Here is a 13,977-nt window from a genome sequence, read left to right as displayed (position 1 = left end):
CGCGGACGCCGCTAGAGCCGCGCCAGCAGTTCCGCCTTCTTGTCGGTGAATTCCCGCTCGGTGAGCACGCCCCGCCCGTGCAGGTCCGCGAGCCGCTCGATGGTCGCCAGCACGTCGGGCCCGGACGCCCGGGCCGGTGCGGCTGTCTCGACCGGCGCGGCTGTCTCGGCCGGCGCCGGGTCCGGCGGGCTCGACGGGTCCGCCTGCCGCGGCGCGGCCGCTTCCGCCTCGATCCGGCGCAGGCGTTCAAGATCGACCGTTCCCATCGGGCCGGTGAAGCCGAGGGTGCCGTTCGCCTGCGACACCCCGGTGATGCGGTGCTCGCCGGTGTCGTAGACCGCGACGCCCGCGCCCGATTCCACGGCCAGCCGCCGGCTCTCCGGGAAATACGCGTAGCGCAGCCCGTTCTGCGAGCCGGTGCTCCCCGGCGCCCCGAGACCGGCCGGCCACCATTCGCCGCCGCCGCGCCGCGCCGCCGTCTTCGAGAAGCCGTCCGGCGGGAGTGCGGAGGCCAGCTCGGTGCAGAGCGCGTTGACCCGGGCCTTCAGCCCGTCGTCGAACATCCGGCCGACCATCACCATGCCGCCGGAGAACCATTGGCCCATCCCGCCGAGGTCGGGATGGTCGAATTGCGCCATCGTGCCGTGCCCGCGCTCCAGCGCCTGCATCAGGTGACGCACCGCGTCCAGGCTGACCCCGTGACGCTCGGCGACGCTCGGCAGCCCGGAGGCGTGATCGAAGCGCCCATCGTCCAGGAAGGCGGCGGCCGACGCGGGCCTGTCGGACGGATCCATCAACCAACTCCGGAATCGTCGCAGGGCGGACAGGATGCGGCGGGAGCCGGTCGCCCCGCCCCCCGGCGACCCGTCCGCCGGCGGGGAGCCCCGGCCGCGACGGCGTTGCGATGCAGGCACAATCTTCGGTCGCAGGCGCAGGTTCCGCTCAGTCCGCGGCGGCCGGGAACGGGCCCGCGATGGTGAAGTCGGTGATCGGCCGGCGGCCGTTCGGCGCCTCGCGCGGACGCTGCTCCTCGGTGAGGTCCGCCTCGGGCGTCTTGCGACCCACCGCGAAGGCGGCCTCGATCCGGTGGTTCGCGGGCAGGCGCAGCACCTCGGGGGCGCGGACATGGTCGAAGCCGACCATGCCGTGGGCGTGCCAGCCCTGGTGGATCGCCTGGAGCTGGAACGCCAGCGAGGCCGTGCCGGCGTCGAAGGAGTGGCTGTAGGACGGCTTCAGCTCGTCGCCGACCTTCATGAGGCCGTTCGAGACCAGGAACAGGATCGCGCCGGTGCCCGAGACCCATTTCTGGTTTCCGGGGACGAGCAGGCCGAGGAACGTCTCCCAGTGGGCGTCGTCCCGGAGCGCGTAGAGGAAGCGCCAGGGCTGCGAATTGTACGCGGAGGGCGACCAGCGCGCCGCCTCGATCATCCGCATCAGCTCGGATTGGGGGACGGCCTCGCCCGTGAAGGCGCGGGGCGAGCGGCGCGCGACGAAGACCGGATCGATCTCGTGGTCGGCGCGGCGGGGCGGGGTCAGGCTCAAGGGATTCGTCTCCGGAGGGCGTGGGCGCCCGGACGGCCGAGCTTGCCCGAAAGCTTTGTCCGGAGGCAAACCCGGATCGGCGACTCTGCCGGCGCGGTTGCGAAAGACCCGAACCGCTCCCCGCCGGGAGGGCCTGGAGGCCCATCTCCGCCGTCCTTGCGAGCGGAGCGAAGCCATCCGGACAATGCCACGCCGACCAGCCGCGCGCTGCCTTGGGCCGCTTCGCTACGCTCGTGATGACGGTGTGGGCGATATCCGGATAGCGACCGAAGTGGATCCCACGATGGCTCGCCCGCGCCGGATCACGCCACGCTGCGCTCGATCTCCTCCTCGTCGCAGATCACGCCGGCATTGCCCTCGAACTCGGCCGCGAGGTCCACGGGGGCGTGGACCGGGGCCGCGGCGGCGCGGTCGCGCGCGAAGGTCGACAGGAACAGCCGCATGACGTGGCGCACGCCCGCGTCGTTGATGGTGCGCTGGTCCTCGTTGTAGTAGCGCCCGGCATTCACGTTGCTGGTGACGATATCGTAGGCGGGGAAATAGACCGCCCGCGGGTCGCCCCGGCCCACCACCTCGCCGGCCGCCACCCGCAGCACCGACTTGGAGTAGCTGTTCGACTCCATCACGTGCCGGTCCATGTAGGTGGCGATCATCGGCACCGGCGAGACCGTGAAGATCACCCGCGCCTTCGGGTTCACGCTCCAGAGCCGGTCGAGGAAGCCGTTGAGGTCGCCCAGCACCTCGCCGGCGCCGGCGTTGACGCATTCGTACAGGTCCGGATCGAAGGTCCCCCCCGCGACCCCGGGGGCGAGCGGCAGGGCGGCGCCGTCGGCCCGCCAGCGCCAGCCCTCGGTGAGGCCGAGGGTCAGCACGAACACGTCCAGCGTCTCGAACAGGCGGCGCACCTCGGCGAGGTGCGCGTCGCGGGCCGCCACCACCTCGGCCTCGCTGGCGAAGCCCGCCGGCTCGACGGTGGGGCGGAACGGGTCGACGTAGCGGCCGTCGTCCCGCAGCCACGCCTTCAGCTCCGGCTCGAACCGGCCGTAGGCCCGGTCGAACAGCTGCACGAACTGGCGCGTGTAGTAGAGGTTGCCGTACCGGGCCGAGAACGTGCCGAACTGGCGGGCATTGGCCTCCTCGGCGCTCATCCCGGGGAGCGGCGGCTCGGTCAGGTAGTAGTTGAACCCGGCGCCGCGCACCGCCTCGGCCACCCGCTGGGCGAAGCACGAGCCGCCGGTGGCGACCTTGTCGGTCGGCCCGATCAGGAAGGTGTCCTTCGGGTGCGGGTTGACCGCGAAGGGCGGCACGTTGGTCACGACCTTGCGCCAGAATCGCTCGGCCGGTAGACCCGTGTACGGATTCAACGCCATCCTCGAACCCTTCTCTTCACGACGGCGCCGGCCCTCGGGACCGCTGACCCGTCCGCTGACCCCGGCACGCGACGTGGCCCTGAACGATCTGCCCCGGCGCGCCCGCAGCGCGTTGTTCCTGTCCCCGTCCAGTTGGGCGCCCAACTGGGCGACACCATGGCGGAACCGGGCGCGCGCCGCCACGACCCGCGACGGGCCGACCATCGCGGTGCTGGGCAATTGCCAGGCCCGGGGCATCGCCCGGGCGATGCGCCTGCTCGTGCCGAACAGTCCCGTGCGCTACCTGCCCATGGGCTCGCTGAAGCGCGACCACGGCCATGTCGACGGCCTGATCCGGACGCTCCGCTCCCACGACCACGTCTTCTCGCAGGCTTTTCCGGCCGGGCTGATCCCCGGCGGCGACGTCGCCACCCTGCGCGCCGCCGACCCGCGGCTCAGGCTGTTCCCGTCGATCGTGTTCTCGGCCTTCCATCCCGACATGGTCTATGTCGGCCAGGCCTCCGACCTCGCCGCGCTGAAGCTCACGCCGTCGCCGATGGGTCAGTACCATTCGGCGATCGTCCTCACCGCCCATCGGCTCGGCCTCGACGCGGGCCGCACCGCCGGTCTGTTCCGCGCGGACGTGTTCGCCCGCCTGGGCTATCTCGACCACTGGGACCCGGCGGTGCGCGAGCTCGTCGGTGCCGCCGCCGCCCTGGGCTTCGGGCTGGAGCGCGAGGTGACCCGCTGGGCGCGCCGGGGCGCGTTCATGCACCTGATGAACCATCCCAAGGTCCACGTCCTCGGCGACATCGCCCGGCGGCTGCTGCAGGAGAACGGGCTGGCGCCGGAGCCCGTGGAGATCGAGGACTATCTCGGCGACGAGCTGGCCCAGGACGTGGTCTGGCCGATCTACCCGCCGGTCGCCGAGCATTTCGGGCTCACCGGCTCGTACCTGTTCAAGGCCAAGCCCCGGGGCGACGACTTCCCGACGCTCTACGACCTGCCGGGCTTCATCGCGGCGAGCTTTTCCATCTACGATGCGAGCACGCCCGGCGCGCTCGCGTGCCCGCGGGTGGAGGCCTGGCTGGCCGCGCCGGAGATCGTGGCCCTGTTCCGGACCGGGTGAGGCCGCTCAGCACGCCGCGCGGAGCGTCGCGTCGCGGGCGCCCGGACCCTCGACCATCGTCCGCACGAGCCGGTTGACCTCCTGCACCTGGAACGGCTTGCGCAGGAACAGGCTGCCCGACACGCCGTTCCGGCGGTTGGCCTCCGTCGAGGTGTAGACCACCGGCCGGTCGGCGTGGATCGCCCGGAAGGCGTGGGCCACGGTCCAGCCGTCGATCAGCCCGGGCAGATGGATGTCGGTGAAGAGCCAGTCGATCTCGCCGCCCCGGAGGCGCAGGAGGGTGAGCGCCGCCTCGCCCGTGGAGGCCTCGATCACCCGGATCCCGTGCGTCTCGCACAGGCTCGCGATGATCTCGAGGAGCAGGTAGCTGTCCTCGACGATGAGGACGCTCTGGGCGGGGCGCATGACGGGGATCCGGGCTTTCGGCCCGCGAATGACAAGTCGTCAGGGTTGAGGAACCGTTAAAATCCGTCCCGACCGGTTACCGCGCCCAGGGCGGCCGTGTGACCGCGCCGCAACCCGCGTCGCCGAAATCGCCGCTCCGGCCGCCCCTGCCCCGCCGCCGCCGCATTCAGAGTGCGACAGCACACGCCATCGACCAGGGCGGGCCGCCACCACGCCCCGGCACCGCCCGGCGGAACCGTCGCTTAACCATCCGCGCCTACAGACGGCGTTCAGGAGTTCGCGGACCCGCCTCGAAGACCCGCAGCCGGCCTTCGGCACCGCGCGAGGAGTTTTCAAGATCATGCCCCATCCCTTCCGCGCCGCCGCCCTCGGCCTCGCCCTCGTCGCCGCCGTCGGCCTCGGCGCCTGCAGCAACGACAAGGACCTCGCCGACGCCTCCGCGTTCGGAGCCGGCGCCGCGACCCCCGGCAGCGCCCAGGACTTCGTCGTCAATATCGGCGACCGGGTCTTCTTCGAGTCGGACTCCACCGACCTGACGCCCACCGCGACGGCGACCCTCGACAAGCAGGCCGCATGGCTGCAGCGCTATCCGCGCTACACCTTCATCATCGAGGGCCATGCCGACGAGCGCGGCACCCGCGAGTACAACTTCTCCCTCGGCGCCCGCCGGGCCCAGGCGGTGAACGACTACCTCGCCACCCGCGGCATCACGGCGGGCCGGATGCGCACCGTCTCGTACGGCAAGGAGCGGCCGGTGGCCGTGTGCAACGACATCTCCTGCTGGTCGCAGAACCGCCGGGCGGTGATCGTCCTCGATCGCGGCGCCGGGGCGTAACGGCCTCCCGTCCGTCGAAGGGCACGCGCATCGGGCTCCGCGCCCCTTCCCCTCCGCAGGGGCGGGGCGTGCCGGGTCCGGGCAGCCGGCCGAGCGAACCGCGCCGCAGTTTTGCCGCTGATCGGCGCATCTGATAGGGCCTCGCGCCGACACCGGATCGCAGCCGCCTCATGACCGCCCGCCTTCGCACCCGCTTCGCGCTCGCCACCGCCCTCGGCGTCGCGCTCCTCGGCACTCCGGCCGCCGCGCAGGACGCCTCCGAACTGGTGGTGCGCCTCGGGCGCCTCGAGAACCAGTCCCGGACGATGGCCGGGCAGATCGAGACCCTCCAGTACGAGAACCGCCAGCTCAAGGAGCAGCTGCGCAAGTTCCAGGAGGACGTCGAGTTCCGGCTGAACGAGGGCAAGGGCGGCAAGCCCTCGGCCGCTCCGTCCCCGGGCCCGGCCGGCACCGTCAACGGCGGCAATCCGGGTGCCGGGCGCCCCGGCAAGCGCGGCGATGCCTTCGATCCGTCGCAGGCCCCCGGCGCCCCCGGCGCGCCGATGCAGCTCGGCAGCACGCAGCCCTCCGCGCCCCTGCCGCCCCGGGAGGCGGTGCCCCCCGGCGAGGCCGGGGACGCCGCCGAGGCCGCTGCCCGGCCGCAGACCCTGCCCCGGGGCGCGATCGACGACGAGGACGCGGATGCCGGCGCGCCCGGCTACGACGAGCCGGTGGACCTGCGGCCGCCGGCGCGAACCGGGGCGATCCCGGCGGCGCGCCCGTCCGAGAGCGTCGCCGCCACCCGGACCGGCGACCCCGCGGCGGATTACGACGCCGCCGTGGAGCTGGTCCGCGGTAAGCAGTACGAGCAGGCCGAGATGGGCCTGCGCCAGTTCATCCAGTCGCATCCCCGCGACAACCGGGTCGCCGGCGCGACCTACTGGCTGGGCGAGAGCTACCTCGCCCGCGGCCGCAACCGCGAGGCCGCCGAGCAGTTCCTGAAGGTCTCCACCGACTACGCGCGCTCCGCCCAGGCGCCCGACGCCATGCTGAAGCTCGGCGTCACCCTCAACGCGCTGGGCGCCCGCGAGCAGGCCTGCGCCACGCTCGCCGAACTCGACCGGAAGTTCCCGAATGCCGGCGCGGGCGTCCGCCAGGGCGTGGCGCGCGAACAGAAGCGCGCCCGCTGCGCCGCTTGAGCGGACCGGACGATCCGGAGTCCCGGCGCTTCGCGCCGGACCCGCGGAGGGCCGCGGGCCCCTCGACGCCATGACGGGGCCGCCGGACGATCCGGTCCTGCCTATCCTCGCCCCCTGGCTCGGCCGCTCCGCCGGCCCCGTGCTGCTCGCCGTCTCGGGCGGTCCCGATTCGAGCGCCCTGATGCAGGCCGCCGCGGCCCTCGGCGGCACGGCGCAGGTCGCCACCGTCGATCACGGCCTGCGGCCGGGCTCCGGCGCCGAGGCGGATGCCGTCGGGCGCGCCGCCGCACGCCTCGGCCTGCCGCACGCGACCCTACGCTGGGTGGGATCGAAGCCGGGCCGCGGCCTGCAGGAGGCCGCCCGCACCGCCCGCTACGCGCTGCTCTGCGCCCACGCCGAGGCGATCGGCGCCGGCCTCGTGCTCACCGGGCACACCCGGGACGACCAGGCCGAGACGGTGCTGATGCGCCTCGCCGCCGGGAGCGGCACCGCGGGGCTCGCCGGCATGCGGGCCGAGCGGGTGCTCGCCCCCGGGATCGTGCTCGGACGGCCGTTCCTGCACCTGCCGAAGGCGATCCTGACGGCCTGGTGCGAGGCCCGCGGCATCCCGTACCTGCGCGACCCCAGCAACGCCGACCCGCGCTTCGCCCGCGGCCGCCTGCGCGCGGCCTGGCCGGCCCTGGAGCGCGAGGGCCTGACCCCCGCGCGCCTCGCGCGGCTCGCCGAGCGCGCGGCCCGCGACGAGGCCGCGCTCGCGGCCGCCGCTGAGCACGCCCTGGAGGCCGCGCTGCTGCCCGGGCCGGGGCGGGGCGGGGGCCTGCGTCTCGACGGCGGTGCCCTCGCGGCCCTGCCGGACGCCGTGGCCCTGCGCTGCGTCGACCGCGCCCTGGCGCGGGCCGGTGCCGCGCCGCGTCGGCTGGAGCGGCTCGAGGCGCTGGTGATCGAATCACTGCTGCCGGCCCTGCGGACGGGGCGGCCGATCCGGCGCACGCTGGCCGGCATGCTGGTGGCGACCGACGCCGCAGCCAGGGTCAGTTTCGCCCCGGCGCCGCCGCGGCGGCAGCCGGCGGATGCTCGCCTCGCCGCAGGGGGCCGTCGATTACTTGGCAAGGCAGGGCCCCCCGCTTACATTGGCGAGGTGTGCACGGATGGACCGGACGAGCCGAGCGACGCGTCCGTCAGGGGGTCGCACACGCCAGGGATTGATCGATGAACCCGAATTTTCGCAACTTTGCCTTGTGGGTCGTCATCTTCCTGCTGGTGCTGGCCCTCGTCACCCTGTTCCAGAACCCGGGTCACCGGGGCGGCGGCAGCGAGATCGCCTACAGCCAGCTCCTCAACGACGCCGATGCCGGCAAGATCCAGTCGGTGGTGATCTCCGGGCAGGACGTGTCCGGCACCTATGTGGGCGGCGGCAACTTCACCAGCTACGCGCCCAACGATCCGAGCCTGGTCTCCAAGCTCCAGGGCAAGGGCGTGCAGATCACCGCCCGGCCGCCGTCCGACAACACCCCCTGGTTCATCCAGCTGCTCGTGAGCTGGCTGCCGATCCTGGTCTTCATCGGCGCCTGGATCTTCCTCTCGCGCCAGATGCAGTCCGGCGCCGGCCGCGCCATGGGCTTCGGCAAGTCGAAGGCGAAGCTCCTGAACGAGGCCCACGGGCGCGTGTCGTTCGACGACGTCGCGGGCGTGGAGGAAGCCAAGGAAGATCTCCAGGAGATCGTGGAATTCCTGCGCGACCCGCAGAAATTCCAGCGCCTCGGCGGCCGGATCCCCCGCGGCGTGCTGCTCGTCGGCCCCCCCGGCACCGGTAAGACCCTGATCGCCCGGGCGGTGGCCGGCGAGGCCAACGTGCCGTTCTTCACGATCTCGGGCTCCGACTTCGTCGAGATGTTCGTGGGCGTCGGCGCCAGCCGCGTGCGCGACATGTTCGAGCAGGCCAAGAAGAACGCGCCCTGCATCATCTTCATCGACGAGATCGACGCGGTCGGCCGCCACCGCGGCGCCGGCCTCGGCGGCGGCAACGACGAGCGCGAGCAGACCCTGAACCAGCTCCTCGTGGAGATGGACGGGTTCGAGGCCAACGAGGGCGTCATCATCATCGCGGCGACCAACCGCCCCGACGTGCTCGACCCGGCGCTGCTGCGGCCGGGCCGGTTCGACCGCCAGATCATGGTGCCGAACCCGGACGTCACCGGCCGCGAGCGCATCCTGCGGGTCCACGTCCGCAAGGTGCCGCTGGCTCCGGATGTCGACCTCAAGGTGATCGCACGCGGCACCCCGGGCTTCTCGGGCGCCGACCTGATGAACCTCGTCAACGAGTCGGCGCTGCTGGCGGCCCGCCGGGGCAAGCGCATCGTCACGATGCACGAGTTCGAGGACGCCAAGGACAAGGTCATGATGGGCGCCGAGCGGCGCACCCTGGTGATGACCGAGGACGAGAAGCGGCTCACCGCCTATCACGAGGGCGGCCACGCCATCGTGGCCTTCAACGTCCCGGCCACCGACCCGGTGCACAAGGCGACCATCATCCCCCGCGGCCGGGCGCTCGGCATGGTCATGCAGCTGCCCGAGCGCGACAAGCTCTCCATGAGCTTCGAGCAGATGACCTCGCGGCTGGCGATCATGATGGGCGGCCGCATCGCCGAGGAGATGACCTTCGGCCGGGACAAGGTGACCTCGGGCGCCCAGTCGGACATCGAGCAGGCGACGCGGCTGGCCAAGATGATGGTGACCCGCTGGGGCTTCTCGCCGGAACTCGGCACCGTCGCGTATGGCGACAACAACGACGAGGTCTTCCTCGGCATGTCGATGGGCCGGCAGCAATCGGTCTCCGAGTCGACCGCCCAGAAGATCGACGCCGAGGTGCGCCGCTTGGTCGAGACCGGCCTGGAGGAGGCGCGCCGCATCCTGGCCGAGCACAAGGACGACCTGGAGGCCCTCGCTCAGGGTCTCCTGGAATACGAGACCCTCTCGGGCGAGGAGATCCGCAACCTCCTGCGCGGCCAGCCCCCGATCCGCGACGGCGGCGACGTGCCGCCGACCCCGGCCCGGGGCTCCTCGGTCCCCTCGGCGGGCCGCGGCCGCCCGAAGGAGAGCGACGGCGGCCTGGAGCCGCAGCCGCAGGCGTGAGCCCGGGTCGATGCGATGAGAAGGGCGCCGCGAGGCGCCCTTTTTCGTGGGTGGATGCGCGAAAGGCCTCGATACTATTTGCAGGGTTCGACGTGGCTCCCCCTCCCCGGCAGAGGGGGAGGGCGTGCGTCGCGCCTCCTGTGACAAACCTGTCTCCCTGTCGGCAAACCGATGCCGGCAGCTCGGCCGGAACCTCGGCCTGCCGGCCCGAATCGGAAACACAGGGTCCATCGCCGCAGCGCACCCAAAAGCCCCGATGCCGGTCTCGACCTATCTCGTCGTCGCCCTCGGCGCCGTCGTCGCCGGCTTCGTGCAGGGTCTGTCGGGCTTCGCCTTCGGGCTCGTCTCCCTGTCGTTCTGGGCCTGGGTGCTCGATCCGCAGCTCGCGGCCGTGCTGGCCGTCTCCGGGGCCTTCACGGGCCAGCTCGTCGCGGTGGTCTCGGTCCGGCGCGGGTTCGAGCCGGCGCGCCTCGCGCCCTTCGTGCTCGGCGGCCTCGCCGGCATCCCCCTCGGCATCCTCCTGCTGCCGCGGCTCGACGCCGACGCGTTCAAGGCGCTCCTCGGCCTCCTGCTGATGGTCTGGTGCCCGGCCATGCTGTTCGCCCGGAACCTGCCGCGGATCACGGCCGGAGGCCGTCTCGCCGATGCCGCGGTGGGACTCGGCGGCGGCCTGATGGGCGGGCTCGGCGGCTTCACCGGCGTGCTGCCGACCCTCTGGTGCACCCTGCGCCGCTACGAGCGCGACGTGCAGCGGTCGGTGATCCAGAACTTCAACCTCGCGATGCTCAGCGTGACCATGGTGACCTATCTCGCCTCCGGGCTCGTCACCCGGGCCGCGCTGCCGATGCTGGCGGTGGTGCTGCCGGCGATGCTGGTCCCGACCTTCCTCGGCGCCCGGATCTACCTGGGCGTCAGCGAGGCGGCGTTCCGCCGGCTCGTCCTCGGCCTCCTGACCCTCTCGGGCCTCGCGCTGGTCTCGGCCGCGGTGCCGCGGCTCCTGGAACGCGCCGGACGCCCCATTTCGACCGCCTTTGTCACGGAGCACCCGATCCATCCTGCCGGCCCGTGAGCATCCGGCGGGTTCGACAATCTGCTAACCGGTTCTCTGCTAGGCTGTAGCGGGTCCGCGGCCCGGCATCGGAGACGTCATGGCGCGCAAGTATTTCGGAACCGACGGCATCCGCGGCCGGGCCAACGGGGTGATCACCCCCGAACTCGCCCTCAAGGTCGGGCAGGCCGCCGGCCTCGTGTTCCAGCGCGGCGACCACCGCCACCGGGTGGTGATCGGCAAGGACACGCGGCTGTCCGGCTACATGATCGAGACCGCCCTGGTGGCGGGCTTCACCTCGGTGGGCATGGACGTGCTGCTGCTCGGCCCGGTGCCGACGCCCGCCGTGGCGATGCTCACCCGCTCCATGCGGGCCGATCTCGGCGTGATGATCTCGGCCTCGCACAACCCGTTCGAGGACAACGGCATCAAGCTGTTCGGGCCCGACGGCTTCAAGCTCAACGACGCGATCGAGCACGAGATCGAGGGCCTGATCGACGCCGACATGCACAAGCGCCTGTCCGCGTCGAACGACCTCGGCCGGGCCAAGCGCATCGAGAGCGTGCATGCCCGCTACATCGAGTTCGCCAAGCGCACCCTGCCGCGGCACGTGACCCTCGACGGCCTGCGGGTCGTCGTCGACTGCGCCAACGGCGCCGCCTACAAGGTCGCCCCCGAGACCCTGTGGGAACTCGGCGCCGAGGTGATCGCCATCGGCACCGAGCCGGACGGGTTCAACATCAACCGCGACGTCGGCTCCACCGCCCCGGCGGCCCTGGTCGCCAAGGTGCGCGAGCGCCGGGCCGATATCGGCATCGCGCTGGACGGCGACGCCGACCGGGTGCTGATCGTCGACGAGAAGGGCCACGTGGTCGACGGCGACCAGCTCATGGCGGTGGTGGCGCGCTCCTGGCAGGAGGACGAGCGCCTCACCCAGCCGGGACTGGTCGCCACGATCATGTCCAATCTCGGCCTGGAGCGCTATCTCGGCGGCCTCGGCCTGACGCTGGCCCGCACGGCGGTGGGCGACCGCTACGTCCTCGAGCACATGCGCGAGCACGGCTACAACCTCGGCGGCGAGCAGTCCGGCCACATCATCATGTCGGACTACACCACCACGGGCGACGGCCTCGTGGCGGCGCTCCAGCTCCTGAGCGTGGTGCAGCGCCAGGAGCGGCCGGTGAGCGAGGTCTGCCACTGCTTCGACCCGCTGCCGCAGATCCTCAAGAACGTCCGCTACCGGACCGGCGAGCCGCTCCGCCAGGACAGCGTCGTCAGCGCCATCGAGCACGCCCGCCAGCGGCTGGGCAATGCCGGCCGCCTGGTGATCCGCCCGTCCGGCACCGAGCCGGTGATCCGCGTGATGGCCGAGGGCGACGATCGCGGCCTCGTCAACGCGGTGGTGGACGACGTCGTCGACGCGGTGACCCGAGCCGCGGCCTGAAGCCGGGCTCCCCGACGGCCTGCGGGCGCGCCTTTTCGAGGACGCCCCGCGCCACACCTTGAGGCGGTCCGGGGCGCGCAGCCCCCCGGCGAGCGGGCTCAGGCCCTGTCGTCGTAGGCGCCGCGCAGCTCCGGCGGCGCGGTCGTCCGCCACGCCGCCAGCAGGGCGGTCCGCAGGGTCTCCTCCGCGCACTTGTCGAGGTCGAGGTTCGTCCAGCCGCGCCGGCCCCAGGCCCCGTCGAGGGGCGTGAACAGGTCCGGCTCGGCCTCGCACAGGGCCGCCTGATCCTCCGGCGTGAGGCGCAGCACCACGCGCGCCTCCTCGACCCACAGGGTCGCCAGCACCCGGCCGCCGACGCGGAAATCCGGGTTGCCGCTGTGGGCGCCCGCCACCGTCTCGGGCAGCATCAGCGCCAGGATGCGCACGTCCTCGGGGAGCACCGGGAACCTCAGCCCGATCCATCCGGCGGACCGAGGCCCCGTGCGCGCACGATGATCCCGGACGACCGGATGGCCCGCATCCGCCTCATGCCGCCGCGCCGCGCCCGGCCGTCGGCGGGGTGGAGATCCGGCCGTCCATGCAGGCGCCTCCCGCGTTGCTGTTGTTGTGCCGGAATGTGACAACACGGTTCGACGGAAACAAGCAAATATTTGCTATTTGCCAGTCTCTGCGGTCAATCGGAAAACGCGCAAGCATAACATTTAACGTTAAGTCGGATTTAAGACCTTCCATCCATTCTTCACCATGTACCCCCGAGCCCGCACGTGGCGTGTCCGGCTCACGAGTCCAAAAGGAAATCCTATGGCCCGCTCGAAGCTGAACGCTTTGGTGCGTAGCCTGACGCTCGTGGCGAGCGTCGGCGCGCCCTGCCTCGCCGCCGCCGCAGATCTGCTGCCGCCGCCCCCTCCGCCCCCGCCCCCCCCGATCGAGGTCGGCGGCGGCTGGTATCTGCGCGGCGACGTCGGCGCCAGCGTCTACACCCGTCCGAAGTTCAGCGAGGCGTACGACTACACCGGTTACCCGGACGCCAACCGCTCCTTCGGGAACGTCGTGGGCGGCGGCGGCTTCGCGGGCGTCGGTGTCGGCTACCAGTTCACCCCCTTCTTCCGCGGCGACATCACCGGTGAGTACCGCTACTCCACCGGCCTGCGCGGCAGCGAGTACTATCGCGGTCCCGACTTCGACAACGGCCTCGGCTCGTACGGGGTCAACAAGTCGAGCGGCCAGTTCGACTCCGCGGTGGTGCTGGCCAACGCGTATTTCGACCTCGGCACGTGGTACGGCATCACGCCGTTCATCGGCGGCGGCGTCGGCTACGCCTTCAACCACATCTCGTCCTTCTCGACCAATCAGCAGTTCACCAGCCCGACCTACGGCTACGATTACGGCAACCCGAACTACGGCTGCGGCTGCGGCGCGCCCTCCTACAACTACGCGCCCGTCTACGACGCCAACGGCAACCCGGTCTACAACACCAACAGCGGCAGCAAGTTCTACAAGGACAAGAGCAGCGGCAGCTTCGCCTGGGCGCTCCATGCCGGTCTCGCCTACAACGTGACCGACGCGCTGAAGATCGAGCTGGCCTACCGCTACCTGAACCTCGGCAAGGCCGAGACCGGCACCGGCTACGTGCCGTGCTGCACCGGGACGCTGCAGGCGATCAAGGTGAAGGACATCGAGGCGCACGACGTGAAGATCGGCCTGCGCTACTACCTCGGCGGCGTGATCGCGGCCCCGCTGCCGCCGCTGATGCCCGAGCCGGTCCCCGGCCCGCTGGTGCGCAAGTACTGATCGAAACCCATCGGGTTCAACCCCGGAGGCTGACGGCGCGGAGTTTCTCCGCGCCGTTTCGCGTTCCGGTGGACCCGTTCCGGGGCTGCCGGACGCGCGGCGTAGAGCAGTCTTCCTGCCGGAA

Annotated in this window: 13 protein-coding genes; 8 read left to right on the top strand and 5 right to left on the bottom strand. The window is 72.0% G+C overall.

Annotated elements, in window-relative coordinates:
- Window positions 1–11: 11 nt before the first annotated feature.
- The 3 genes from MKL01_RS18295 to MKL01_RS18285 form a co-directional block, all read right to left on the bottom strand.
- Window positions 12–794: an SHOCT domain-containing protein gene (locus MKL01_RS18295; protein ID WP_243906633.1), complete on the bottom strand. Its 783-nt coding sequence runs from the start codon at window positions 792–794 to the stop codon at window positions 12–14.
- A gap of 148 nt (window positions 795–942) precedes the next feature.
- Complete coding sequence (locus MKL01_RS18290; protein WP_243906632.1) at window positions 943–1,542, bottom strand: nitroreductase family protein; 600 nt, start codon at window positions 1,540–1,542, stop codon at window positions 943–945.
- Window positions 1,543–1,844: 302 nt separating this feature from the next.
- A complete protein-coding gene (locus MKL01_RS18285) occupies window positions 1,845–2,912 on the bottom strand; it encodes a GSCFA domain-containing protein (RefSeq protein ID WP_243906631.1) in 1,068 nt (355 codons plus the stop codon).
- 73 nt (window positions 2,913–2,985) lie between these two features.
- Between MKL01_RS18285 and MKL01_RS18280 the strand changes: the two genes are divergently transcribed.
- On the top strand, window positions 2,986–4,020 hold the full coding sequence (locus MKL01_RS18280) for a WcbI family polysaccharide biosynthesis putative acetyltransferase (RefSeq protein WP_243906630.1): 1,035 nt from the start codon (window positions 2,986–2,988) through the stop codon (window positions 4,018–4,020).
- Between the two features lie 6 nt (window positions 4,021–4,026).
- Here the strand turns inward: MKL01_RS18280 and MKL01_RS18275 are convergent, their stop codons facing one another.
- Window positions 4,027–4,425, bottom strand: coding sequence for a response regulator (locus MKL01_RS18275; protein ID WP_243906629.1), 399 nt, complete (start codon window positions 4,423–4,425; stop codon window positions 4,027–4,029).
- 340 nt (window positions 4,426–4,765) lie between these two features.
- Here MKL01_RS18275 and pal point away from each other — a divergent pair, with 340 nt between their 5' ends.
- The 6 genes from pal to glmM all read left to right on the top strand — a co-directional run bounded on the left by pal (window position 4,766) and on the right by glmM (window position 12,062).
- Window positions 4,766–5,260: a peptidoglycan-associated lipoprotein Pal gene (gene pal / locus MKL01_RS18270; protein WP_243906628.1), complete on the top strand. Its 495-nt coding sequence runs from the start codon at window positions 4,766–4,768 to the stop codon at window positions 5,258–5,260.
- A 170-nt stretch (window positions 5,261–5,430) separates the two neighbouring features.
- The gene (gene ybgF, locus MKL01_RS18265; protein WP_243906627.1) at window positions 5,431–6,438 is read left to right on the top strand and encodes a tol-pal system protein YbgF; all 1,008 of its coding nucleotides are present in this window, start codon (window positions 5,431–5,433) and stop codon (window positions 6,436–6,438) included.
- 70 nt (window positions 6,439–6,508) lie between these two features.
- Window positions 6,509–7,651 (top strand): tRNA lysidine(34) synthetase TilS, encoded by a 1,143-nt coding sequence (gene tilS / locus MKL01_RS18260; RefSeq protein ID WP_243906626.1) that lies wholly within the window; start codon window positions 6,509–6,511, stop codon window positions 7,649–7,651.
- Window positions 7,648–9,570, top strand: coding sequence for an ATP-dependent zinc metalloprotease FtsH (ftsH, locus tag MKL01_RS18255; RefSeq protein WP_243906625.1), 1,923 nt, complete (start codon window positions 7,648–7,650; stop codon window positions 9,568–9,570). The genes tilS and ftsH overlap by 4 nt, the downstream gene beginning before the upstream one ends.
- Window positions 9,571–9,826: 256 nt before the next feature.
- Window positions 9,827–10,639, top strand: a complete 813-nt coding sequence (locus MKL01_RS18250) for a sulfite exporter TauE/SafE family protein (RefSeq protein ID WP_243906624.1) — start codon at window positions 9,827–9,829, stop codon at window positions 10,637–10,639.
- A 79-nt stretch (window positions 10,640–10,718) separates the two neighbouring features.
- Window positions 10,719–12,062 carry a phosphoglucosamine mutase gene (gene glmM, locus MKL01_RS18245; protein WP_243906623.1) on the top strand — a complete coding sequence of 448 codons (1,344 nt, stop codon included), beginning with the start codon at window positions 10,719–10,721 and terminating at the stop codon, window positions 12,060–12,062.
- Window positions 12,063–12,160: 98 nt separating this feature from the next.
- On the opposite strand, the gene MKL01_RS18240 is transcribed toward glmM, so the two are convergent.
- Window positions 12,161–12,469: an MmcQ/YjbR family DNA-binding protein gene (locus MKL01_RS18240; RefSeq protein ID WP_279604719.1), complete on the bottom strand. Its 309-nt coding sequence runs from the start codon at window positions 12,467–12,469 to the stop codon at window positions 12,161–12,163.
- 394 nt (window positions 12,470–12,863) lie between these two features.
- Between MKL01_RS18240 and MKL01_RS18235 the strand changes: the two genes are divergently transcribed.
- On the top strand, window positions 12,864–13,853 hold the full coding sequence (locus tag MKL01_RS18235) for an outer membrane protein (protein ID WP_243906621.1): 990 nt from the start codon (window positions 12,864–12,866) through the stop codon (window positions 13,851–13,853).
- Window positions 13,854–13,977: the final 124 nt, after the last annotated feature.

Source organism: Methylobacterium sp. J-070 (genome assembly GCF_022829385.1).
In the GTDB taxonomy this organism is placed as follows: domain Bacteria; phylum Pseudomonadota; class Alphaproteobacteria; order Rhizobiales; family Beijerinckiaceae; genus Methylobacterium.
Note: the sequence above shows the minus strand (reverse complement) of the source record. Positions and strands in the feature narration are given on the sequence as shown.

Excerpts from the sequence above, each read along its gene's own strand:
- MKL01_RS18295 (WP_243906633.1), bottom strand. The coding sequence starts at position 794 with ATGGATCCGTCCGACAGGCCCGCGTCGGCCGCCGCCTTCCTGGACGAT.
- MKL01_RS18285 (WP_243906631.1), bottom strand. The coding sequence starts at position 2,912 with ATGGCGTTGAATCCGTACACGGGTCTACCGGCCGAGCGATTCTGGCGC.
- MKL01_RS18275 (WP_243906629.1), bottom strand. The coding sequence starts at position 4,425 with ATGCGCCCCGCCCAGAGCGTCCTCATCGTCGAGGACAGCTACCTGCTC.
- pal (WP_243906628.1), top strand. The coding sequence starts at position 4,766 with ATGCCCCATCCCTTCCGCGCCGCCGCCCTCGGCCTCGCCCTCGTCGCC.
- ybgF (WP_243906627.1), top strand. The coding sequence starts at position 5,431 with ATGACCGCCCGCCTTCGCACCCGCTTCGCGCTCGCCACCGCCCTCGGC.
- tilS (WP_243906626.1), top strand. The coding sequence starts at position 6,509 with ATGACGGGGCCGCCGGACGATCCGGTCCTGCCTATCCTCGCCCCCTGG.
- ftsH (WP_243906625.1), top strand. The coding sequence starts at position 7,648 with ATGAACCCGAATTTTCGCAACTTTGCCTTGTGGGTCGTCATCTTCCTG.
- MKL01_RS18250 (WP_243906624.1), top strand. The coding sequence starts at position 9,827 with ATGCCGGTCTCGACCTATCTCGTCGTCGCCCTCGGCGCCGTCGTCGCC.
- glmM (WP_243906623.1), top strand. The coding sequence starts at position 10,719 with ATGGCGCGCAAGTATTTCGGAACCGACGGCATCCGCGGCCGGGCCAAC.
- MKL01_RS18240 (WP_279604719.1), bottom strand. The coding sequence starts at position 12,469 with ATGCTGCCCGAGACGGTGGCGGGCGCCCACAGCGGCAACCCGGATTTC.
- MKL01_RS18235 (WP_243906621.1), top strand. The coding sequence starts at position 12,864 with ATGGCCCGCTCGAAGCTGAACGCTTTGGTGCGTAGCCTGACGCTCGTG.